Source organism: Paraburkholderia kirstenboschensis, assembly GCF_904848585.1.
GTDB lineage: Bacteria > Pseudomonadota > Gammaproteobacteria > Burkholderiales > Burkholderiaceae > Paraburkholderia > Paraburkholderia kirstenboschensis.
On sequence record NZ_CAJHCR010000011.1, the window covers coordinates 86,491 to 108,684 of the forward strand.

General features: G+C 61.6%; 17 protein-coding genes. 9 read left to right on the top strand and 8 right to left on the bottom strand.

Translation table 11 applies throughout. The features are described from left to right. Positions 1 to 95: 95 nt before the first annotated feature. Positions 96 to 1,256, bottom strand: a complete 1,161-nt coding sequence (locus JMY24_RS24885) for a porin (RefSeq protein WP_128596693.1) — start codon at positions 1,254 to 1,256, stop codon at positions 96 to 98. Between the two features lie 475 nt (positions 1,257 to 1,731). On the opposite strand from JMY24_RS24885, the gene JMY24_RS24890 reads away from it, so the two are divergent. Next, positions 1,732 to 2,841 (top strand): OpgC domain-containing protein, encoded by a 1,110-nt coding sequence (locus JMY24_RS24890; protein ID WP_128586104.1) that lies wholly within the window; start codon positions 1,732 to 1,734, stop codon positions 2,839 to 2,841. 178 nt (positions 2,842 to 3,019) lie between these two features. After that, positions 3,020 to 3,892: an alpha/beta hydrolase gene (locus JMY24_RS24895; protein ID WP_128596691.1), complete on the top strand. Its 873-nt coding sequence runs from the start codon at positions 3,020 to 3,022 to the stop codon at positions 3,890 to 3,892. Positions 3,893 to 3,944: 52 nt separating this feature from the next. Here JMY24_RS24895 and JMY24_RS24900 read toward each other — a convergent pair whose 3' ends face one another. Beyond that, positions 3,945 to 5,045: an AI-2E family transporter gene (locus JMY24_RS24900; RefSeq protein WP_128586102.1), complete on the bottom strand. Its 1,101-nt coding sequence runs from the start codon at positions 5,043 to 5,045 to the stop codon at positions 3,945 to 3,947. 362 nt (positions 5,046 to 5,407) lie between these two features. Between JMY24_RS24900 and JMY24_RS24905 the strand changes: the two genes are divergently transcribed. After that, complete coding sequence (locus tag JMY24_RS24905; protein WP_128586112.1) at positions 5,408 to 5,695, top strand: DUF3331 domain-containing protein; 288 nt, start codon at positions 5,408 to 5,410, stop codon at positions 5,693 to 5,695. 214 nt (positions 5,696 to 5,909) lie between these two features. Then, entirely contained in the window at positions 5,910 to 8,495 is a 2,586-nt protein-coding gene (locus JMY24_RS24910) for an adenosylcobalamin-dependent ribonucleoside-diphosphate reductase (RefSeq protein ID WP_201703101.1), read from the top strand. A gap of 54 nt (positions 8,496 to 8,549) precedes the next feature. Here JMY24_RS24910 and JMY24_RS24915 read toward each other — a convergent pair whose 3' ends face one another. From JMY24_RS24915 to JMY24_RS24925, 3 genes are all read right to left on the bottom strand, one after another. Beyond that, a complete protein-coding gene (locus JMY24_RS24915) occupies positions 8,550 to 10,385 on the bottom strand; it encodes a sensor histidine kinase (RefSeq protein WP_201703103.1) in 1,836 nt (611 codons plus the stop codon). Then, positions 10,385 to 11,404 (bottom strand): ABC transporter substrate-binding protein, encoded by a 1,020-nt coding sequence (locus JMY24_RS24920; protein ID WP_236597499.1) that lies wholly within the window; start codon positions 11,402 to 11,404, stop codon positions 10,385 to 10,387. Before JMY24_RS24920 ends, JMY24_RS24915 begins: the two co-directional genes overlap by 1 nt. A 222-nt stretch (positions 11,405 to 11,626) precedes the next feature. Continuing rightward, positions 11,627 to 12,559 (bottom strand): 2-hydroxyacid dehydrogenase, encoded by a 933-nt coding sequence (locus tag JMY24_RS24925; protein WP_201703105.1) that lies wholly within the window; start codon positions 12,557 to 12,559, stop codon positions 11,627 to 11,629. A gap of 181 nt (positions 12,560 to 12,740) precedes the next feature. Here JMY24_RS24925 and JMY24_RS24930 point away from each other — a divergent pair, with 181 nt between their 5' ends. Both JMY24_RS24930 and JMY24_RS24935 read left to right on the top strand, forming a co-directional pair. Next, positions 12,741 to 14,231: a sensor domain-containing diguanylate cyclase gene (locus JMY24_RS24930; protein WP_201703106.1), complete on the top strand. Its 1,491-nt coding sequence runs from the start codon at positions 12,741 to 12,743 to the stop codon at positions 14,229 to 14,231. 74 nt (positions 14,232 to 14,305) lie between these two features. After that, complete coding sequence (locus JMY24_RS24935) at positions 14,306 to 14,647, top strand: zinc ribbon domain-containing protein YjdM (protein WP_128596689.1); 342 nt, start codon at positions 14,306 to 14,308, stop codon at positions 14,645 to 14,647. A 10-nt stretch (positions 14,648 to 14,657) separates the two neighbouring features. Here the strand turns inward: JMY24_RS24935 and JMY24_RS24940 are convergent, their stop codons facing one another. Beyond that, positions 14,658 to 15,647: an AraC family transcriptional regulator gene (locus JMY24_RS24940; protein WP_128592164.1), complete on the bottom strand. Its 990-nt coding sequence runs from the start codon at positions 15,645 to 15,647 to the stop codon at positions 14,658 to 14,660. A gap of 342 nt (positions 15,648 to 15,989) precedes the next feature. On the opposite strand from JMY24_RS24940, the gene JMY24_RS24945 reads away from it, so the two are divergent. After that, the gene (locus JMY24_RS24945; protein ID WP_201703107.1) at positions 15,990 to 17,042 is read left to right on the top strand and encodes an NAD(P)-dependent alcohol dehydrogenase; all 1,053 of its coding nucleotides are present in this window, start codon (positions 15,990 to 15,992) and stop codon (positions 17,040 to 17,042) included. Positions 17,043 to 17,881: 839 nt separating this feature from the next. Next, on the top strand, positions 17,882 to 18,838 hold the full coding sequence (locus tag JMY24_RS24950; RefSeq protein WP_128596688.1) for a LysR family transcriptional regulator: 957 nt from the start codon (positions 17,882 to 17,884) through the stop codon (positions 18,836 to 18,838). 46 nt (positions 18,839 to 18,884) lie between these two features. Here the strand turns inward: JMY24_RS24950 and JMY24_RS24955 are convergent, their stop codons facing one another. After that, positions 18,885 to 20,021 carry a nucleoside hydrolase gene (locus tag JMY24_RS24955; RefSeq protein ID WP_201703108.1) on the bottom strand — a complete coding sequence of 379 codons (1,137 nt, stop codon included), beginning with the start codon at positions 20,019 to 20,021 and terminating at the stop codon, positions 18,885 to 18,887. 154 nt (positions 20,022 to 20,175) lie between these two features. Continuing rightward, positions 20,176 to 21,171 carry a hypothetical protein gene (locus JMY24_RS24960; RefSeq protein ID WP_201703109.1) on the bottom strand — a complete coding sequence of 332 codons (996 nt, stop codon included), beginning with the start codon at positions 21,169 to 21,171 and terminating at the stop codon, positions 20,176 to 20,178. Between the two features lie 125 nt (positions 21,172 to 21,296). Here JMY24_RS24960 and JMY24_RS24965 point away from each other — a divergent pair, with 125 nt between their 5' ends. After that, positions 21,297 to 22,142, top strand: a complete 846-nt coding sequence (locus JMY24_RS24965; RefSeq protein ID WP_164853696.1) for a M15 family metallopeptidase — start codon at positions 21,297 to 21,299, stop codon at positions 22,140 to 22,142. Positions 22,143 to 22,194: the final 52 nt, after the last annotated feature.

Genomic DNA, 22,194 nt, shown 5'->3' on the forward strand with positions numbered 1-22,194 from the left:
TGCGAATGGCCGGCAAAAATGGCCCGCCTCGTGACTTGCTCATCGAGGCGCGTTTTCTTTTGCATTGTCGTTACCGGCGGCGTAGAGACCCGGATCTAGAATTTATGCCGTATCGCGGCGCGCACCACGACCTGTTTCGATGTCGACGACGGCGCTTGTGCGCCGGTTATGAATGCATCATCGAGTATCGAGTACGTCGAGTCGCCGGTCACGTGCTGGTACTCGCCTTGAATGTAGACATCGGTGCGCTTGGACAGGTTGTAATCGGCCATCAAACCAAACGAATGGATTTTCGGTTTGACGCCGCCGCTCGACGCGTCGTAGTTTTCCATCGTATATACGTACTGGGCCCCGACGAACAGCACCGGTGAAAACTGGTATTTTCCGTTCAACTCGAAGTTCTGATATTTCAACGAGTTCAGCAACACGCCGGGCGGTACCAGCGGCGCAATGCCGAGATAACCGTTACCGGTCGGATTCAGATAATTCGAGTTGCTGTACACAAAGCCCGCCGTAGCCGGCCCGAAGTTATAGGTAATGCCGCCGCCGAATACGCGCATACGGGTTGCGATAAAGCTGGCGTCATTGGCGGTAATTGCACCATTCGCGCCATTGCCCGGATTATTGGCCTGTAAATAGGCGGCGCTCACGAGCAAGCCTCCATAGGCGTACTGCCCGCCGACGCTATATGCGCGGTTATTGCCGAAGTTGGTATCGTTACTGAAGCTGTAAGTGCCGCCGAACTGAAAACCGCTAAGCGACGGGCTCGTGTATTTGACGGTGTTGTTGAGGCGAAACGTGTTATCCGTGTTGTCGTTATCGTAGGGATGCGAGAACAGCGAACCGGCCCAATTGCCATTGGCCGTGGTCTGCGCCAGATAATCGACTACCGAATCGTATTGCCGCCCGAACGTCAACGTGCCAAAGCGCTCCGCACTCAAGCCGACGAAAGCCTGCCGCCCGAACATCCGGCCACCCTGATTGAATCGCCCGGAGCTCAGGTCGAAACCATTCTCGAGCTGGAAAATCGCCTTGAGGCCGCCGCCCAGTTCCTCCGCGCCCTTGAGCCCCCATCGACTGCCTTGCGCATAGCCGCTCGCCAACTCGTAGACATGCCCGCGGCCGGCGTTGTTCGTGTAGTTGATACCTTCGTCGAGTACGCCGTACAGCGTGACGCTCGTCTGCGCCGAAGCTGGTGCGCTAAAAGCGGCGGACACAGCGGTGGAAACAGCGAGCGCGAACACTTGCTTGTTCATGACGATCCCCCAGCACTCGAGTAACGGGCCTAACTCGATCCGACGCCTTCTTCTTGACCCTACGACAACGCGCTTCTGGAAGCCTGACGCGCTTACGGGAAATCCTCACACGCCGTAAGCCGTCCGTCCATTGGGTGTCGCCTGCATATGTCAAAACGTTGCGAAATCTCCACTGTCCTTAAACGCCTATCGAGCGGACAACCCATGCGGGCGCGCGTCCCACGTGCACGACTCAAAGCAGACTTGTCACAGAAAGAAATATAATTGCTGACTTTCGCGGCACCCCAGCGGAACTCCGCCGCTCTGCCCGGGTCATTTTTACTGCATCGTGCAACCGTGCCTTCACCGCCGGTTGAAAGCGGCAACGCGGTTGCGTAGCCGCCTCAGTACTCATCCACTATTCCAAAGCCTTGTGAGACGCCCGACGCGCTGAAAGAGCGCGCCGTCGCACGGGGCTGCTTTTGGCATAAAAACAATGAAACCGTCGCAATCCCGTTTAGTCGAGCTCGACTTTTTTCGCGGACTCGTTCTGCTGATCATCGTGGTGGACCACATCGGCGGAAGTATTTTGTCGCGCGTCACGCTGCACGCGTACGCGCTGTGCGACGCCGCCGAAGTCTTCGTCTTTCTCGGCGGCTTTGCCACAGCGACGGCCTACGCGGCGCTCGCCGAGCGGCGTAGCGAAACCATCGCGCGCAACCGCTTCCTGCGGCGCTCACTAGAAATCTATCGCGCGTTTCTCGTGACCGCCGGCCTGATGCTGCTCGTGAGCGCGGTCCTGAACGCATTCAGCATCGAGGCGCCGAATCTCGCGATCACCGACCTCGACGATCTGATGGACACGCCCGTCGCCGCCATGCGTGACATCCTGTTGTTTCGCCGCCAGCCTTACCTTGCGTCGGTGCTGCCCATGTATGCTTTCTTCGCGCTGCTCGTGCCGATGATCCTGCCGCTTGCGCGCAGCAAACCCTGGCTTCTGCTTGCCGGCAGCGTCGCGCTGTGGGCCGGCGCGCCGGCCGTCAACGCCTATCTGCCGGCCGCACCCGACATGCATTGGGACTTCAACCCGTTCGCCTGGCAGTTGCTGTTCGTGCTCGGCGCGCTTGCGCGTTGCCAGCCTGTCTATCAGCGAGTGAGCGAACATCGCCTCGGCTGGCTCGTGACTCTCGCGGCGTGCTCCATAGTGGCGGTCGCGGCGTACTACAAGCTCTTCATTGAACGCGAGCCGCTCGATGCAAGCTTCAAGCAGAATCTCTCCTACTTGCGAGCGGTCAACTTCCTCGCCATCGCATGGCTTGTCGCCAACCTGATCGAGCTTGGCTGGGCGAAAAAGCTCGCCGAGTTGCTGCCGTTGATCGGCGTCATCGGACGCAAGGGGCTGCTTTGCTTCATCGCCGGCGCAGTGATCTCGCTCGTGGTGGACTCGGTGCTGTATGCGGCAACCGACGGCTATCTGAACTATCCGCTAGGCCTGCTTGCCGATGCGTGCGCGGTCACGGCCCTCTTCGCCGTCGCGTGTGGGACCGAGCCGCTCAAGCGCCTCGTGACGCGTCTTTTCAGCACGCGGCTCCGCACGTCGCCGTAAAGCGCCCGAAGCCCATGCGCACGGCAGCACGCGGATGCGTCGCTCTGCACGGCTCCTACCGCCGCGTGCCTGGCATTCAGAACAGAGGATCGCCGCAAACCTCTTTGGTCAAAGATCCACCGGATGCTGATAGCATGACGGCCGCGCCTCATCCGGCGCGGCTGCTTCCTACCCTGACATGCGTCTATTCCTACACTCCGTGCTGGCTGTTCTTTGCGCCGCTTGCGGCGCTTCGTCTTCTGCAAGCACGGTAACGAATCGAAGCTTCCATTCGTCCGCGCTCGGACGCGACTGGTCCTACACGCTATATCTGCCGACCGGCTATCGTCCGGACGCGGCGCGCATTCCGGTCATCTATCTCCTGCACGGCAACAATGGCGACGCGAATGACTGGATCACCCAAGGCCATCTGCAAAGCACGGTCGACGCGCTGATCGAGCACCACGATATCCCGCCGGTTGCGGTCGTCATGCCGCAAGGCGGCACCGATTGGTACGTCGATCGCAAGGAGAAGATGGAGACCGCATTCTTCGACGATCTCCTGCCCGAGATAGAAACGCACTACGCCGTGTCGACGCAGCGCGCGGGGCGGATGATCGGCGGCGTCTCGATGGGCGGCTTCGGCGCGTTGCGCTACGTGATGACACAGCCGGAACGGTTTTGCGGCGCGCTGCTGCTGAGCCCTGCGATCTATGCGAACGAACCGCCGCGCGGTTCGGCCGCGCGGCGTGTCGGCGTGTTCGGCGAGCGCCAGTTCGATGCGCGCATCTGGCATGAGTTGAACTACCCGGCGCAATGGGAGCGCTATATGAGCCGGCCCTATCGCGTGCCCATCTTCATCGCCGCCGGCGACGACGATCTCGCAATTCAGGCCGATGCGTCATTGCTTTACACGCAGCTTCGGATAGCAGGCAATCCGGCAGCGCTGCGCATTATCGACGGCGGCCACACCTGGGACGTATGGCGCGCCTTGCTGCCGGGTGCATTGAGATCCACGCTCGGCTGCGCGAGACTGCCGGCGCAGGAACATCCGTCGAATCAGCGGCCCTGAGCGGGGCGCCGCGCGGATGCCTGAGCCGCGCATCGCAACAATGCGCATGCAACTATCGCACGAGGTCGGTCCACAGCACCATCAGCACGGTCATCAACGCCGGTCCGATAAAGAGGCCGAGCAGGCCGAACGTCTCGGCGCCGCCGAGAATGCCGAACAGCACGAGCAGAAAAGGCAGGCGCGTCGAATTGCCGATCAGCACCGGCCGCACGAAATGCTCGGCGACGAACACCACGATCGAACCGAACACCAGTAGACCGATCGCGCTCGCCACCGACCCTTGCGAAAACAGCCACAACGCGGCGAGGCTAAAAGTAATCGGCGCGCAGAACGGCAACATCGCGGCAATCGCGGTGATGAGCGCGAGCAGCGCCACATGCGGCAGGCCAGTCACGAAATAGGCGACGCCGAGCAACGCGCCTTCGCCGAGTCCCACCACCACCAGTCCCGACACGGTGGCGCGTACCGCCGTGGCCATACGCTGGACAAGCTGCGCGCCGTCTTCGCCGAAACCGCGCCGCAAACCTCGGGCCAATGCACTCGACAGACGCGGCCCTGCCTGGAAGATCACGAACAACGTCACGAGCATGAACGCGAAGACTGTGACCGCATGCACGGCGCGCGCGCCGAAGTGCCGCCCTAGCGTGACGACCGTGTTGCTGTGCAAGCCCTTCATCGCTGCGGAATCGCGCAGGGGCGGCGCGAGATAGGTCTGCCACCAGGCCGCGACCTGCTGCGCACCGAACGGCAACCGGTGAAGGAAATCCGGCATTGCGATGCCGTTCTCCTGCGCGGTCTTGAACCACTCGTTGAGGTCATGCGCTTCGCGCAAGGCCTGCGCAATGCCGATGCCGACCGGCAACACCACGAGCAACGCTATCGCAAGTGTCAGCACGGCCGCGATCAAGGTGGTGCGCCCGGTGAGCCAGCGGTTGCCTTCGACCTTGCGCAGCAGCGGCCATAGCGCAATGGCCAGCACGCCTGCCCAGGCGACCACCGCAATGAAGTCGCGCACGACCCACAACGCCAGCAGCACGAGCCCGATGTAAAGCACCAGCGAAGCCGCTCTCTGCTTCTTGAGGCGCCCAGGCGTCGCCAGCGACACCGTGGAATGCGTCGACTCTGGCGGGGTAGCGGGTGGACGTGAATTCATGTGAGCTCTTCTATTAATGCATGTATGTTGAGACCGGGATGCGCGCGAGCCGACCCGAAAAAGCCAAACTTGTTAGACTTGCGGGACGCGCTCGAACCATGACAACGACATCTTAAAGGAAGCGCGCGCATGCCTCTGACCGCCGTTTTGGTGTCTCAGCGGTTACAACACTGCGTTGCAAAAAGCGCTCCTATCGCACTTTGCACGAGCAAGCGCAGCGCCAGGCCCCGCCAGTTCAAGCCCCATCTAAAGTCAAGTCGGATTGTTGCTAATTGGGGAACAGTGTTTCAACGGGGACACAATGGCTCTCAGGCGCGCGCGGGTCTACATTCGGCACACTCACAAATACGGAGCCGACGATGATGACCCTGGAGTCCATCCCCCTTGACGGTACCAACGGCATACGCATCGAAATTCTCGAGCGCTCCGACACGACGCTGGTGATCCGCTGGGTCGAGCCTGGACGATGTCATTACGGCGAGCAGCGCTGGCGGCGCAGGTCCGCGCACACTTCGGGAACGTGCGCAGTGACACGTCGCAAGATTCGACGCGGCGACGCGGTATTCAAGCCGGCCGAGCGCCCAGCGCCATCGAATGCTTCAGCCATGATCTGCGCCGAAATCGTCGGCGCGCTACCTGCCGAAGCCTGACTTTTCGGCTGTATTCCCGCCTGCATGCCGGCGCGACTGCGCGGTTGCCCGGCCGCGCCGCGCACAAAGCACCCCGATTGCGGCCCTTCGCCACGTGCGTTAAGGTGGACCTGCTTGCGTCAAGTCATCCTGCCGGCTCACCGCGCGGCGGTAAAGTGACGTGCATATCCACCTATCGCGCCGTACGCGCCACGGCGCCGCTTGAGGGCATACCATGGCAGAAGACACGCCGCAGCCGTCGACCCGGCCGGACACCCGCGCGGCGAGCGCGCCTCCCACTCCGCTAGTCGCTCCGCAGCAATTTTCCACCGACGTCCTGCTCGAAAAGTACGCGAAAGGCGACGAGCAATCCGCCGACGACGTTTTCAAGCGCGTCGCCCGCGGCGTCGCCGAGGCCGAGCCGCCGGAACTGCGCGAATCGGTAGAAGCGCTTTTCGTCGACAACCTGCGGCACGGCGCGCTCGGCGCTGGCCGGATCATGAGCGCGGCGGGCACCGGCATCGCGGCCACGCTGATCAACTGCTTCGTGCAGCCGGTCGGCGACGCGATTCAAGGCGTCGACGAACAAGGGCTGCCCGGCATCTACGTCGCGCTGCTGCAAGCAGCGGAGACGATGCGGCGCGGCGGCGGCGTCGGCTACAACTTTTCGGCGATCCGGCCCAAGGGCGCGCGCGTTCACACCACGAGTTCGTCTGCGTCTGGTCCGTGCAGTTATATGGATGTGTTCGACGCGTCCTGCCGCACGGTCGAAAGCGCGGGGTCGCGGCGCGGCGCCCAGATGGCCGTGCTCGACTGCGATCATCCGGACCTGCTCGAATTCATCGAGGCGAAGCATTCGAAGGGACGCTGGAACAACTTCAACGTCTCCGTCGGCGTGACCGACGAATTCATGCGGGCCGTCGAAGAAGATCAACCCTGGCAACTCGTGCATCGCGCCGAACCATCGCCGGCGTTGCGCGCGGCAGGCGACGTCAGGCAGCGAGACGACGGTCTGTGGGTCTACAGCGAGCGACCCGCGCGCGAGATCTGGGACCGCATCATGCGCTCCACTTACGACGTCGCCGAACCCGGCATCGTCTTCATCTCGCGGATGAACGACGACAACAACCTGCGCGCCGTCGAAACGATTCGCGCGACCAACCCTTGTGGCGAACAACCGCTGCCCGCTTACGGCTGCTGCAATCTCGGCCCGCTGAATCTCACGCGTTTCGTGGTCGATCCGTTCGCGCAAATGAAAGGCGGCAAGCCGTCATTCGACTGGGACGGTCTCGCGAAGCGCACGCGCACGCAGGTGCGTTTTCTCGACGACGTGCTCGACGTCACGCTGTGGCCGCTGCCGCAGCAATACGACGAATCGCGCGCGAAACGGCGTATCGGCGTGGGCTTTACCGGACTCGGCGATACGCTCGTGATGCTCGGCTTGCGCTACAACTCGCAGGAAGGCCGCGACTTCGCCGTGAGCATTGCGCGGCTGATGCGCGACGAGGCGTATCGCGCTTCGGTGGAACTCGCGAAGGAGCGCGGCGCGTTTGCGCTGTTCGATGCCGCGCGCTACCTCGAAGCCGGCACCTTTGCATCGCGCCTGCCCGATGACATCAAGGAGGCGATTCGCCGGCACGGTATTCGCAATAGCCATCTTCTGTCGATCGCGCCGACCGGCACCGTCAGCCTCGCATTCGCGGACAATGCGTCCAACGGCATCGAGCCCGCATTCTCGTGGACCTACACGCGCATGAAGGTGATGGCCGACGGCGGCCGCGAATCGTTCGATGTCGAAGACTACGCATACCGGCTTTATCGCGAACTGGGCGGCGACGTGAGCCGGCTGCCCGACTATTTTGTCAGCGCACTCGAAATGTCTGCGCGCGATCATCTGGACATGATGGCGGCCGTGCAGCCTTACGTGGACACGTCGATCTCGAAGACGGTCAACGTGCCCGCAGACTATCCGTTCGGAGCCTTCGAAAGCCTCTATTTCGATGCGTGGAAAAGCGGCCTCAAGGGGCTCGCCACGTATCGGCCGAACGAAACGCTCGGCGCGGTGCTCAGCGTGAGCCCGCCGCAAGCCGACGATACGTTGGCAGAAACCGATCTCGACCCGCTGCGCATCGCGATCGACCATCGGCCGAAAGGCGAGTTGCCGGCGATCATCGAGAAGGTCGAGTATCTGACGCAAGCCGGCAAGAAATCGCTGTACGTCGCGGTCTCGTTTATCGAAGTGACGGGGCGTCTCGGCGGTGAAGACGTGACGATCGAGCGGCCCATCGAGTTCTTTATTCCAACCGGTCAGCGCGACGAATCGCAGCAATGGATCACGGCGACCATGCGTTCCCTGTCGCTCGCCGCGCGGGGCGGGTTCGTCGCGCGCAATCTGCAGGATATGCGCAAGGTGTCGTGGGATCGCGGGCAAGTGCGTCTTGGCGAAGTGCAGCGTCTGGACGGTCACCGCACGCCGCGCTGGCACGATTCGGAAGTAGCCGCCCTCGCCTTTGCAATCCAGCAGATCCTGCACCGCCGTGGGTTCCTCGATGCCGAGGGCAATCAGGTTCCATCGCGTCTGCTCGCGCGTTTGCCGCGCGGACAGATGAAAGCGGAAACCGCGCTGCCCGCGGACTTCGGCATCCGCCCGCATCCGGACGAAGCCGAAACCAGCGCGTTGCAATTGACTCGGCCTGGCGCGCCACCAGGACTGCATACGATGCTGGGGCGCAAATGCGGGTCATGCGGCGCGAACGCCGTGATCCGCAAGGACGGCTGCGACTTCTGCACGGCGTGCGGCGAAGTGGGGGCATGCGGGTGAGTCGGCGCGGGCCGCTACGTATCGCGAGCGTTTAAAACGACCCGGCGCGCCAACTCACGACGCGAACGTGGCCCGCACGTCATCCGATAGTGGAATGCGCACCGCGACGACAGTGCCCGAACTGGCGCTGCTCGCAATCGAGAGCGCTCCGCCGATCAGCCGGGCGCGCTCGGCCATCCCAAGCAATCCGTACGAGCCGCGGTGCCCGGCCGACACGGCATTCAGATCGAAACCGCAACCATCGTCGCGAATCTCCAGGTCGATCGACGCTTCGCCCGAACGCAGCGTCAATACCACCCGCGATGCGCGCGAGTGGCGCGCCACATTGGTGAGCGACTCCTGCGCAATGCGGAAAATGGCCGTCGCGCGCGAATCCTCGAGTACGGGCTCGTCGCCATACGTCACGACCGAGCAGCGAATGCGGTGGCGTCCGTTGAAGTCCTCCGCGAGCCACTCGAGCGCGGACACAATGCCGAAATTCAACGCAGCAGGCCGCAAATGATTGGCGACGTTGCGCACCATCCACATGGTTTTCTCGACGAGTTCGCGCATTGCGTCGGTCTTGCCCTGCGCGTCCGGATTGCCCGCCAGTTTCATCTGCAGCAATGAAATGTCGATCTTCAGTGCGGTCAGAAGCTGGCCGAGTTCGTCGTGAATCTCGAGTGCGATACGCTTTCGTTCCTCTTCTCGAATCACTTCGAGGTGCCAGGACAGTTGCCGAAGCTCTTCGCGTGAAGCCCGCAGTTCCTGCTCGGTGCGCTTGCGTTCGGCGACTTCAACCTGAAGCTCGTCGCGATGGCGGCGCAGATTTTCGAGCGCATGCTTGCGAGCCGTGACATCGGCGAGCAAGCCGTCAAGCCGAACGATATCGCCGTGCGAGTGCGCGACGCCGCGCGCGCTCAGCTGTACCCAGATAGCCGTGCCGTCAGGCCGCGTGAGCCGCAGATCGAGCTCCGCTATTTCGCCGTCCCGCTTCAGGCGCGCAAAGAGGTCCTCCACCTGCTTGGGCGAAAACGGCCGCTTGTCCGGCTCGCCGGTTCCCGCAGCCACTAGCGCCGCCGCGCTGTCGTAGCCGAGCAAACGCGCCATCGCCGGATTGGCTTCCTCCAGCCAGCCGTTCCGGTGCAACCGGAAAATGCCTTCCAGCGCGTTCTCGACAATGCTGCGGTACTTCTGCTCGCTGTCGTAAAGGCGCGCCGTCGATTCGCGCAGGCGGTCCGCCATTGCATTGACGCGCGCAGCGAGGCGACCCAGCTCGTCGTCGGACTCCACTGCGCAACGCGCATCGAGATTGCCGCCTGCTATGCGGTCCACCATTTCCTCGAGCCGGTTGATGGGGCCGCGCACCATGCCGTTCAGCAGGACGAGAGTGACGGCGTAGAGCGTGGCGACCATGGCGGCTATCGTCGCGAGAATCGCGTTGCGCGCATCCCGCATTGCTTGCATTGCCGGGGCTCTCGAAAGTTGAACGCGGACCTCGCCGAGCTTCTCGCGCGGCGCATTGCCGGGCGGCTGATACTCGATCGGCCGTACGCGCACCACGTCGCTGGACGGGTCGGCGCGGCGTGCGCCCTTGACCTCGGCCACGACTCCATAGCCTACCGCCGTGACCGTGAACTGCACGACCTCCGGATTCGGCGAAAGCGCGGAAAGCTGGGCGCTGATCGCACCGCGGTCCACATTCCAGAGCGGCAACGCGAGCGAACGGCTGAAGAGATCGGAAATGCGCGCGGCGCGTTCTTCAAGTTCGGAAAATTTCTGCGCGCGCTGGTGCTCGATCAGCAGGTAAGCCGACGTGCCCGCGACCACCGCGACCAGTATCGCGAGCGCGAGCATGAGCTTCGCGTGCAGATTCAACGAGCGTAGCCCCGGAAGCGCGAATGGACGCATCACCCGCCTCCGGCGAACGGACCGAGAAGCCGCGCGAGACTGAAATCGTAGGGGCCGGGTCCGGGGTGCCGCGCCTTCGAGAACATCGTGAAATCGAGTTCGTCGCCATGATCGAAGATCGCCTGGCTGAAGCGCTCGACGTTGCCTTGATGAACCACGCTCAGAAAATCCAGCGTCTGGCGCGCGCCTCCCGATGCCGCAAAATCTTTGCCGTGATGGTAGTCGTATAGCAGCACCATCGCCCACGCGCCGATGAAGTAGTCGCCGCCCACCATCGCGGCGAGCCCGCCCTCGGCGACGCTGCGCAGTGCGCCTCGCAGCGCGCCCATGCCGCCGACAAGCACGTGCGCGCCGCGCGACCTGACCGCGTTCAGCGCACCCAGCGCCATTGAATCATTAGCAGCCCAAACGAGATTGGTGTCCGGATAGCGCGCAAGCAGCACGCGTGTCTTTTCCTCGCTATCCGCGTAGCTCCAGTCGCTGAACACCAGTTGATAGATTCGCGAACCACCGGCGCGGGACAGGAACGCGTCGACACCCGAGGCGCGCTCCTGCGACACCGGGGTGTTAGGGTCTCCGGTGATGCCGATCACTCTTGCCGGTTCGCCGGCCAGCCGGCCACATAAATAGCTCATCAGACGATAGCCGCCGTTCGTCGCGTTGGCTGTCACCGTTCCGATCCAGTTCTGTATGGCTTGTCGCTCGTCGCCGATCTCACGGCGTTGCCGGGCGGTGACGTCGTTATGAATGACGATAACTTTCGAAGACGAGCGAGCCAGCGACTGAAGCATCTGCTGCGCGGCCATCTTTTCGTTGACGATCACCACGTAATCAGGCGGATCGGCGCGGCGCGCGACTTCTTCGGCCTGACGCAACATGAGCAGATGATCCCGCTCTGCGTACAGTACGTCGAGACGCATGTCGAAAGACCGCGCCGCAATGCCCATGAACTGCGACACCAGTTGCCAGTGCTGCCCGGTGCCGTGCTCGACGGCCTCACCCGGATTGAGGAAAACCACACGGGGTCTGCGCGCAGATGCGCGAGCCAGGCTGATCGGGCCCAGCAGAGCGCCTAGTGAGCATGCAACGAGCGCATCTCTGCGTTTCATATCACCAATGGGTCGACTGTGACGCGGGATACTTATTATGAGTGTACCGTCACGCCATTGCACCTCTGACAAATGCGTAGGCGGTGGCGTTCACAGCGTCCGCGTGGACAGACGAAAGACAGTGGCGCCCGGTCAGATCGGGGTCAACACAGGCTCGCCGGCGAAATGCCGGGTAGCGTTACGCAGAAAATTGTCCACGGATGCCGCTATCGCCTCGGGCGAGCGTCCGCCGACGTGCGGTGTCAACACGACGTTGCGCAGCTTCAGCAACGCGGCGGGCGGCTGCGGCTCGCCCTCGTAAACGTCGAGTGCCGCGCCCGCGATCGTCCCCGCTGCGAGCGCTTGCGCGAGCGCCGCGGTATCGAGCACGCTGCCGCGAGAAACGTTCACGACGAAGCCACGCGGACCCAGCGCCTCGAACACCCTGGCGTCGATCAGGTGATGCGTGCCCGCACCGCCGGGCGTCGCGATCACGAGGAAGTCGCACCACCGCGCGAGTTCTTCGACGTCGTCGAAATAGCGCAACGATGTGCCTTCGCGCGGCTTACGGTTGCAATAGCCGATCTCCATGTCGAAGCCCGCGCCGCGCCGCGCGATTTTCTCGCCGATGTTGCCGAGCCCCACGATGCCGAGGCGCTTGCCCGAGACGTTGGGGCGCATCGGCAATGCGTCGCGCCACACGCCTTCGCGCGTCGCCTCGTCGAGTCGCGGCACATCGCGCACGATAGACAGGAGCAACGCAAACGCGTGGTCGGCGACGCAGTGATCGTTGGTGCCCGCTCCGTTCACGAGCACGATGCCGCGCGAGCGCGCATGGTCGACGGCGACGTTTTCATAGCCTGCGCCGAGTGCGCTGACGAATTCGAGCTTCGGCATGCGGTCCATCTCAGCCGCGCTGAGCCCGCGTGTGCCATTCGTCAGCACCGCCCGGATCGTCCCGCCGTGAGCGGCGATTGCAGCGGCATGTTGCGTCGAATCGGGAACATAGACGATATCGAATTCTGCCGCGATGCAAGCGCGGCTCGCGTCGTCGAGATGAATGAGGATCAGCAGAGAAGGCTTCATGTCGGTCTTTTTCTTGGTGGCGTGTTTGCAGGTTGGCGGACGAAACGCGTGAAATCGAGTGTAGCAAGACCGAAAAATGCGTGCTGACGCGAAGCCGTGCCGCAAGCCGATGAAAGCCGTTTGTTTTTAGGCGGCTTTAAAGGGACCGTAAAATAGCCGCACTTTCCGCTAAGAGAACCTCATGCTGGATACTCTGCCTGGCGTCCCGAAGCCCGCCAACGACGATTCGAAAATGTTCGACCTCGCGCCCGTCTCGCTATGGGTCGAAGACTTCAGCGGCGTGCGCGATCTGTTTGACGCATGGCGCGCCGAAGGCGTGACCAATCTGCGCGCGCACTTCGCGGATGCGCCCGAGCGGATCGCCGAATGTGCACGTAGCATTCGCGTCATCAAGGTGAATCAGAAGACGCTGACGCAGTTCGAGGCCGCTGATTTCGACACCCTCAACGACAACCTTGCCACTGTGTTCCGCGACGACATGCTCAAGACGCACCTGGAGGAACTGTGTCAGTTGTGGGCCGGGCAAGCGCACTTCACGAGCCAGACCGTGAACTACACGCTCGGTGGACGGCGCCTCGACGTGCTGCTCAAGGGCTCCGTGCTGCCGGGTCATGAGGAGCGCTGGGACCGCGTGCTGGTGTCGGTGGAAGACATCACCGAACTGGAGGGCGCGCGGCATCGCGTGACGCTCGCCGAGGAATATGCGCGCGGCTTGTTCGAACATTCGCCGGTATCGCTTTGGGTCGAAGATTTCAGCGCGGTCAAGCATCTGCTCGATCAGGCGCGCGCGGTCGGCATTAGCGATTTCCGTGTGTTTACAGATGTACATCCAGAGTTCGTCGAGCGCTGCATGCAGGAGATTCACGTGCTCGACGTGAACTGGCACACGCTCGAAATGTTCGCCGCGCCGGACAAAAAAACGCTGCTCGCACGCCTGCCGGAAGTGTTCCGCGACGACATGGGCCCGCATTTCCGCGAGCAGTTACTCGACCTGTGGGAAGGCAAACTGTTCCAGCAGCGCGAGGTGCTCAACTATGCGCTCGACGGCAGCGAGGTGCACGTGCATCTGCAATTCTCGGTGCTGCCTGGCCACGAAAAGAACTGGGACCTGGTGCTCGTCGCTCTGACCGATATCACCGCACGCAAGAAGGCCGAAGCGTACCTCGAATTTCTCGGCAAGCACGACGTGCTCACCAAGCTGCGCAATCGTTCATTCTATGTGGACGAACTGAACCGGCTCGAGCGCAAAGGTCCGTGGCCCGTCACCATCATCATGGCCGATCTGAACGGCTTGAAACGCGTGAACGACCAGCTCGGCCACGCTGCTGGCGATGCGCTGCTGCGCCGCGCAGGCGAAGTGCTGGCGAAAGCCATGGAGTCGCCGTTCCAGGCCGCGCGCATCGGCGGGGACGAGTTCGCGGTCCTGATGCCGAACACCGACGAGCGCGGCGGCGCGGCGATGATCGACGCGATTCGTCAACTCGTCGAAATGAACAACCAGTTCTATCCGGGCTCGCCGCTGAGCTTTTCGCTGGGTGCCGCGACCTGCCAACGCGGGGACCGCCTCGAAGCCGGCGTGCAGCGCGCGGACTTGCTGATGTACGAAGAAAAACGCTCGCACTACGAACTGCGTCCCGGTGTGAACGCCAGCGGCGTCTCAAAAGCGGGATAGCGCGACGCAGGCGTCGGCTATACTCGCGCGCCCCTCAACCGATCCGCAGCGCACCGCGCCTTCTGAAAAAAATCATGTCGACAATTCCCGCCTGCCCCCAATGCGCAATGGAAAACACTTACCCGGACGGCGAGAACTATGTCTGCCCGGACTGCGCGCACGAGTGGCGAATCGCCGCCACCACATCCGCTGACGAGTCAGACCAACGCGTAATCAAGGACGCCAACGGCAATGCGCTCGCCGACGGCGATGCCGTGGTGCTGATCAAGGATCTCAAAGTGAAGGGCTCGTCGATCACACTGAAGATGGGCACGAAAGTGAAGAGCATTCGGCTCGTCGGCGGCGATCATGAGGTGGACTGCAAAATGGACGTCGGCAATTTCATGTTGAAGGCCGCGTATCTGAAGAAGGTGTGAGGAAGCGTGCTCACACGGCCGTGACATAGCGCGAGACCGGCTTCACGATTCGCGGCGACGGTGAGTCGTAGATTGCCCGCATGCGCTTCACTTCGTCGACGGGACTCAGGCCAAAAAGGCGCTTGAATTCACGGCTGAATTGCGAGGCGCTTTCATAACCTACGCGCGCCGCTGCCGCGCCCGCATTCAAACCGTCCTGCACCATCAACAAACGCGCGTGATGCAAACGCGTGGTCTTTACGTATTGCATCGGCGAAGTCGCTGTCACCGCCTTGAATTGCGCGTGAAAAACTGCGAGGCTCATACCGGCTTCGGCAGCGAGTGTATCGACGTCGAGCGCGCCGTGATAATCGGCGTGGATGCGGCGCAGCGCCTTTGCAACGCGGCCAAAGTGATTCTGATGCGTGAGCGCCGCGCGAATCGCGTCGCCCTGCTCGCCGGTCAACACCCGATAACAGATTTCTCGCACGATGCTGGGCGCAAGAATGCGCGCGTCGAGCGGCGACACCAGCGCATCCAGCAGACGCTGCACCGCGCTGCTCAACGCGGAATCGAGCGGCGTCGAGTAGATGCCGAGCGGTTCGTTCTTCGCGGCGCCCTGGGTTTCGTTGAGCGCCATCAGCAACTCGGCCACCATGGTCAGATCGACCCGGATAGAGATGCCGAGGAACGGCTCATCAACGCTCGCCTCGGTCTCGCATTCGAACGGCAGCGGCACGGACAGCACGAGGTACTGCTGCGCGTCGTACTGGAACACCTGGTCGCCGAGATAGCCGCGCTTGCGCCCCTGGCACACGATTACGATGCTCGGCTCGTACATGACCGGCATGCGCGGCAGCGGGTTGTTGGCGCGCATCAGATTCACGCCTTCCAGGCTCGAACGCGTCATGCCCGGCTTCGGCGCGAGCTTGTCGAATACTTCGATCAGGCGCTGCTGCGCGGCATCGGCCGCTGCAAGTTCGGCTATAGGTGACGACAGTTCGGACGAGTGCTGCGACATGACGATATAGTGACGCGCAAGAGAATAATGCTTGAAATTTAGCACCAATCAGCCTGCTGCGCTCTTCTCCAGGAGTTTTAGGCAAATCTTCAAGACATTCAGGTATTCACTGACTGGCCTCGGGCTCCTACTATGAGAACCCTGCCGGATCATCCTTTCCGCGCTGCGCCCCGGTCTGGTCGGCCGTTCACGTTGATGAACCCGCCACCCATGCGGGCGTTGCGATCCGCGCGGTGGTTTGACGCTCTGATCCGAAACATTCGCAAGACCTGGCCGCATCGGCGACATGTATCGCCATCGCCGGCACCTTGCAACATTCACCCTCTTTTGCTGGAGCTACCCATGAGCACGACATATGCCTATGCCGCGACCGACGCCAGCGCGCCGCTCGCCCCGTTTGAAATCCAGCGCCGCGAACTGCGCGCGCATGACGTGCAGATGGAAGTGCTGTATTGCGGCGTGTGTCACTCCGACCTGCATCAGGCCCGCAACGAATGGAAGAACACCGTATTCCCAGTGGTGCCCGGCCATGAGATCGTCGGCCGCGTCACCGCAGTGGGACCGGACGTCACGAAGTACAAGACGGGTGATCTCGTAGGCGTCGGATGCCTGGTCGACTCGTGCCGCACTTGCGCAAGTTGCGCCGAAGGGCTCGAGCAGTATTGCGAGAACGGTTTCGTCGGTACCTATAACGGCGTGGACCGAGTCGACGGACAGATTACGTACGGCGGTTATTCGACGCAACTCGTCGTCGACGAGGAATTCACGCTGCGTGTGCCCGAAAATCTCGATCCTGCCGGCGTCGCGCCGTTGCTGTGCGCGGGCATCACGACGTATTCGCCGCTGCGCACATGGGGCGCCGGCCCCGGCAAGAAGGTCGGCATTGTCGGCCTCGGCGGTTTGGGTCACATGGGCGTGAAGCTGGCGCGTGCGATGGGCGCGCATGTCGTGCTGTTCACGACGTCGCCGTCGAAGATCGAGGACGCGAAGCGGCTGGGCGCGCACGAGGTGGTGATCTCGAAGAACGCGCAAGAAATGGAAGCGCATGCGAACAGCTTCGATCTGATTGTGAATACGGTGGCTGCGCCGCACGACCTGAACCCGTTCCTTAACCTGCTCAAGCGCGATGGAACGATGACGCTGGTAGGCGCGCCGGAGCACGATCATCCGTCGCCGCAAGTGTTCAACCTCATTATGAAGCGCCGCCGGCTGGCCGGTTCGCTGATCGGCGGGATTGCCGAGACGCAGGAGATGCTGGACTTCTGCGGTGAGCATGGAATCACTTCGGATATCGAAGTTATTCCGATGCAGAAGATTAATGAGGCTTATGAGCGGATGTTGAAGAGCGACGTTAAGTATCGGTTTGTGATTGATCTGGATTCTTTGCGGAAGTGATTTTGCTGTTTTCTGCCTGCGGCGCGGTTTTTTTTCGCGCCTGCGGGCGGTGCGCTGTTTTTTTTGTCGCTTCTGTAGTTGGGTTTTTTTTCTGGATTTGGTCGGTCTCTGGCTGGGACCTTTGGCCTTTCCTTGATTTCACGGTGGTCTATTGGCGTTGCCCCTGTGCGGGGCGGCACTTACTTTCTTTGCGGCCGCAAAGAAAGTAAGCAAAGAAAGCGGCTCACACCGCTAGCTCATAAGTGGGTCCCTCGGCTCAGAGGGGGCAGTGGTGCATCTGGAATCCGTGCTCCCGCACATTCCGCACTCGTGACAAGGCAGTCATGCTTCCCGCCTCGCGCGGCGCGCTCGCCGGAAAGGTAAACCGAACACCGTGCTTCGTTGTTGCGGCGGGTGCCCCATAGGCGGTGCTTCCGGACGAAACTCTCGGCGCGGCTTGATTGCCTGAAGCACAAATGTACCAACGGTTTTTACGAACTGCCGCCACGGCGCGCGAAGCGCTGCCGGAAGAATGACTGCTTTGTCACGAGCGTGGAATGTGCGAGGGCACGGATTCCAGATGCACCACTACCGGTTGCAAGCCACGGCGCCCACTTATGAGCTAGCGGTGTGAGCCCGCTTTCTTTGCTTACTTTCTTTGCGGCGGCAAAGAAAGTAAGTGCCGCCCCGCACAGGGGCAACGCTAATAGACCGCCGTGAAATCAAGGAAAGGCCAAAGGTCCCAAAACAGAACCTCTGCGCCGAAAACAACAAAAAAACAGAGCCCCTACGAAGTTAATCCAGCACCCAAACAAGCCGGCCGCAGAGGCAAAAAAGCCAACCCAAACGAGAGGCACCGAATGATAGACAGAATAACCGCCATGCGCACATTCATCCGGATCGTGGACACGAACAGCTTCACCCGCGCAGCGGAATCGCTGAACATTCCGCGCGCGACGGCGACTACCATCGTCCAGAATCTGGAAGCCCTGCTCGGCACGCAGTTGCTCGCACGCACCACGCGCCGGCTCAGCGTCACTCCGGAAGGCGCCGCCTATTACGAACGCTGTGCGCAAATCCTCGCCGATATCGACGAAATGGAAGCCAGCATCCGGCACGCCACCGATAACCTCACCGGCCGCCTGCGCATCGAAATGCCCGGCTCGGTGGCAAGCGCGATCGTGCTGCCTGCGCTCGACGACTTCCATACGCGCTATCCCAACCTGGACCTCGCCGTGGGCGTCAGCAACCGTACGGTGGATCTGGTGTCCGAAGCGATCGACTGCAGCATCCAGCTCGGTGAATTGCCCGACTCGAATCTCGTCGCGCGACATCTCGGCACGCTCGAACATGTGACCTGCGCAAGCCCGGATTATCTCGCGCGATACGGCACGCCCACCGACCTCGACGACCTCCGCGGGCACGTCGCGGTTAATTGCATGTCGCCGCATAACGGCCGCGAAGTCGCTTTCGATTTCGAAGTGAACGGCGAAGCACAAAGCGTCAAGGTCAATGGCTTCGTAAAGGTCAGCGACGAGCAGGCGTATCTCACCTGCGGACTGCAAGGCCACGGACTCATTCAACCCGCGCGGATCGCCGCGCAACCGTACCTCGACTCCGGGCTATTGCGCGAAGTACTTCCGCAATGGAAGCCTGTGCCAATGCCTGTCTCGGTCGCCTATCTGAAGAATCGCCGTGTGTCGCCGCGCGTGCGCGCATTCGTGGATTGGCTCGCGGAGTTGTTCGAAAACGCCGAGCATGTCGATCAGGACCTTTCGCGCGTGCGTCAATTGCTGCGTGGCTTGCATCCCGCGTGAAGCGGATTCGATGCAGCCTCGCAGCAGTACACGAGTCACAATCCGATCAGCCTGGCAGCGGCACCGGCCGGGTCAGCAGGTCCACATAGAAATTGAAGAAGTTCTGGTTGTCGAAGCGTTTGACGATTGTCATCTTCTGCAAGCCAGCCGGCGGTGAGCTTGCATAGCCAGTAGCTTTACCGTCATTTGCGCCGAAACTCGTATCCACGTCCACCCATTCGTCCACGGTCTGGGTTGCATACGAAGGATGCATCAGATACCCGAGTGTCAGTGTGTCCCATATGTTCGTGGTGTAGTTCGGGTTCGTCTCGAAGCCGTTCTTGCCGTCGAAACCATAGCCGTTCAATGTCTTGAACAATTGAGTAATGATGGTCTGCTTCGCCGGATCGTGCGCAATACGGTCGTAAAGCGCCTTATCCATCTTCACGGTGTCTGTCACGTCGAGCGGCACGACGACCTGCTTTATCGGCAGACGCAGCACCTCTTTCGCTGCTTGCGGATCGAACCACCAGTTGAACTCGGCCGTTGGCGTGGTATTGCCCGGCACGTCGATCGCGCCTCCCATATAAATGATCTGCTTGATCAACGGCACGATCTCGGGATGCTGACGCGCGGCGAGTGCGATATTGGTCAATGGTCCGATTGCAAGAATCGTCACTTCTCCGGGATTCTGCTTCACTGAATCGACGATGAAATCCACCGCGCTTTTGCTCTGCACTTTCGTATGGGTCGCGAACCCGTCGGGCGGTGCCACGAGGTCGCTATCCGACTTAGGCTCCGGTGTGCCCCATGCGCCGAGATAGCCGTCGCCGCCTGGGAATTGCGCCATTTCTGCCTGGATCGTTGCGAAGTCATGCGACAGCGCATAGTTTGCGCCCGCATAGACGCCGATCTGCTTTTCAACGCCGAGCCGCTCGACGGATTTCAATGCATCCGCCACGCCTTGCTTCAACCATTGATTACCGGACACCACGGTAATGCCGAGTACTTTCAGCGATCCCTGCGCCTGTAGTTGCGCCGCCATGACGCCGAGCTGGCCGTCGTCGCTCAGCGTGTTGTAGTCGCTGTCGATAATGACTTTGGGGGGATTGGGGGGATTCAGTTCGCTGCCGCCGCATGCCGCAATGACCAGAGCAGTCACGACGCTTGCTACATAGCTCAATGCCACGAAAAACCGCTTCATTGATGTCTCCTGTTCTATCGCATCAGTGTGCGACTAAAGGAGAGTCATCATAGCCTCATAGACGCCGAAATCAAACCGGAGCGTCGACGAGGCCCGCGAATAATGCGAACCTCGCCAGGCGTCTCGCCAACAGAACGGTTGTCCTGGCAACGAGTCAGGGCTGACGCGCTTGCTGCGCAGAGCCTGGGCATGCGGGGTCTTTGCCCCAATGACCGTCGCACACGCGCCAGCGGCATAACTGGTCTTCGAAAAAGCCACGCTGCCCGCACTCTTTCACGCGTTCGGCAAGCTTCGCATTGCCCGGCACCGCCGAGGTAGGCACCTTGGTAGCCGGATTGCTGCCGCCTGCCTTGCTATCCGCCGGCTTGGTGCGTGCAACGAGCGCGGCCAATAGATCGGCGTCCGAATCATCTTTCGACGTCGCGCCCGGCTTCGCTTTCTTCGTCTGCGTAGCGGCGGTCGTTGTGCCTGAATGATGGCTGTTTGCGCTTGCCGTTACGGTTTCCTTCTTGCCGCGCGCCGCGGCCTCGTGCTTGTTCCTGCTCGCGACAGCCGTCGAACTCTTGTCGTGCTTCGCCGCCGGCGCAACCGCAGGCGCCGTTTCCGACGCGACGGAGGAAACCGAAGCGACCGAAGCGACCGATGCGACCGACGAAACCGGCGCCGAAGCGCCGCTCGGCACCGCGCCGTCTGCAAGCGCCCGCGACAAGCGGCTTTCCGCGAGACCCGCGGATGCGGACGTAGAAGAAGCCGCGGCTTTGCTGTCGCTGTCATCGGCGATGATCGTCGCCGCTTGCGACGATGCCGGCGCCGGCGCTTGCGCATTCGCGGCGACCTGCACGGTTGCGCTCGCAACGGAGGCCGGTACGGCAGCCCTTGCGACGTGGGCCCCACTCGCAGGCGCGGCGGCGGCGAGCGGTTCCGCTGGCACACGTTGTTGCATGTGCCACGCGCCCCAGCCGCCGGCCGCGATCACGAGCAGAGCGACGAGCGCAAAGGGCGTTCTTGACCGGCGTGTTTTATCGCCAGGCGGCGCGACGCGGCCTTCCAGATTCGCAAGAATTCGCGAACCATTGCCATCTGCGCCTTTAGCCTTATCGGATAACAGGCTAGGCGGGGCTTTGGAATTTGAATTTTCCGGCGCACTCATTCACTGTCTCATTGAATCCTGGATTATTTCGCCGTGATAATACTGCTCCGGCTCCTCGCCGAGCAGGCCTGATTCTAAGAGCAAGCATTACAAAATACAATTGTTTCCAATTTCCGGGGTCGCCATTGATTGCCGTAGTACTTCTTGCCTATTTCGCCGTCGCGGTTGTGATCGCCGCAATGCTGCTTTTGCCGGCGGTCCGCGCTTCTTTATTAGGCGCGGCACTGACCATTCATGGTCGCGTTATGCGCAGGGCATCGCGTAGCGCATCTGTCGCGCGCGGTCAATTAGCGCGCTCGGCAAGAATTTCGCAATCTACTGCGGTGGATATGAAGAAATTACTGGCGCGCCGGCGCTTGCTGATTTTTACCACCACAGGTATTCTTGCGACGCCGCCATTGGTGGCATTGGCATTACGCGGCCGGCAGTTATTCCAATTCGATGAAACTGCACGGGTACCCGACGAGAAAATTGCTGCCTTATTGAACGGGGAACAGCTCGTACCCCCGCCGCCTCTGCCACCGGAGGTGTTTGCCACGCGGGAAGTCGAGCAGATCCGGCCCGCGCTAAAAGATGCGAGCCGCGACTGGAATCTGCTCGATGCCGATTTCAGAACGCGTTTATTGCTCGTCTACAAAATCATGCACGAGCAGCACGGGTACGAAATGGCTTTGCTTGAAGGTTATCGCAGTCCGGAGCGGCAAAACCGGCTCGCGCAAATGGGGAGCAACGTCACCAATGCCGCTGCGTTTCAAAGCTATCACCAATACGGTCTTGCGGCGGACAATGCGTTTCTACGCGACGGCAAGCTCGTCATTTCAGAAAAAGATCCCTGGGCGATGCGAGGCTATCAGTTATATGGGCAAACAGCCGAACAGGTCGGCCTGACATGGGGTGGCCGCTGGAAAATGATGGATCTCGGGCACGTTGAATATCACAAACCCGGCTTCGTCCTCGGGCGGGGTCATTAAGGCGTAACGGGTACAAGAGGTTGGAAATGGGGCGTTCAATCATTATTTCTGG

What these genes read in the sequence shown, in the direction of transcription:
- JMY24_RS24915 (WP_201703103.1), bottom strand. Translation starts at nt 10,385, where the DNA reads ATGCGTCCATTCGCGCTTCCGGGGCTACGCTCGTTGAATCTGCACGCG.
- JMY24_RS24945 (WP_201703107.1), top strand. Translation starts at nt 15,990, where the DNA reads ATGAGCACGACATATGCCTATGCCGCGACCGACGCCAGCGCGCCGCTC.
- JMY24_RS24930 (WP_201703106.1), top strand. Translation starts at nt 12,741, where the DNA reads ATGCTGGATACTCTGCCTGGCGTCCCGAAGCCCGCCAACGACGATTCG.
- JMY24_RS24925 (WP_201703105.1), bottom strand. Translation starts at nt 12,559, where the DNA reads ATGAAGCCTTCTCTGCTGATCCTCATTCATCTCGACGACGCGAGCCGC.
- JMY24_RS24940 (WP_128592164.1), bottom strand. Translation starts at nt 15,647, where the DNA reads ATGTCGCAGCACTCGTCCGAACTGTCGTCACCTATAGCCGAACTTGCA.
- JMY24_RS24910 (WP_201703101.1), top strand. Translation starts at nt 5,910, where the DNA reads ATGGCAGAAGACACGCCGCAGCCGTCGACCCGGCCGGACACCCGCGCG.
- JMY24_RS24950 (WP_128596688.1), top strand. Translation starts at nt 17,882, where the DNA reads ATGATAGACAGAATAACCGCCATGCGCACATTCATCCGGATCGTGGAC.
- JMY24_RS24960 (WP_201703109.1), bottom strand. Translation starts at nt 21,171, where the DNA reads ATGAGTGCGCCGGAAAATTCAAATTCCAAAGCCCCGCCTAGCCTGTTA.
- JMY24_RS24885 (WP_128596693.1), bottom strand. Translation starts at nt 1,256, where the DNA reads ATGAACAAGCAAGTGTTCGCGCTCGCTGTTTCCACCGCTGTGTCCGCC.
- JMY24_RS24905 (WP_128586112.1), top strand. Translation starts at nt 5,408, where the DNA reads ATGACCCTGGAGTCCATCCCCCTTGACGGTACCAACGGCATACGCATC.
- JMY24_RS24900 (WP_128586102.1), bottom strand. Translation starts at nt 5,045, where the DNA reads ATGAATTCACGTCCACCCGCTACCCCGCCAGAGTCGACGCATTCCACG.
- JMY24_RS24955 (WP_201703108.1), bottom strand. Translation starts at nt 20,021, where the DNA reads ATGAAGCGGTTTTTCGTGGCATTGAGCTATGTAGCAAGCGTCGTGACT.
- JMY24_RS24935 (WP_128596689.1), top strand. Translation starts at nt 14,306, where the DNA reads ATGTCGACAATTCCCGCCTGCCCCCAATGCGCAATGGAAAACACTTAC.
- JMY24_RS24895 (WP_128596691.1), top strand. Translation starts at nt 3,020, where the DNA reads ATGCGTCTATTCCTACACTCCGTGCTGGCTGTTCTTTGCGCCGCTTGC.
- JMY24_RS24890 (WP_128586104.1), top strand. Translation starts at nt 1,732, where the DNA reads ATGAAACCGTCGCAATCCCGTTTAGTCGAGCTCGACTTTTTTCGCGGA.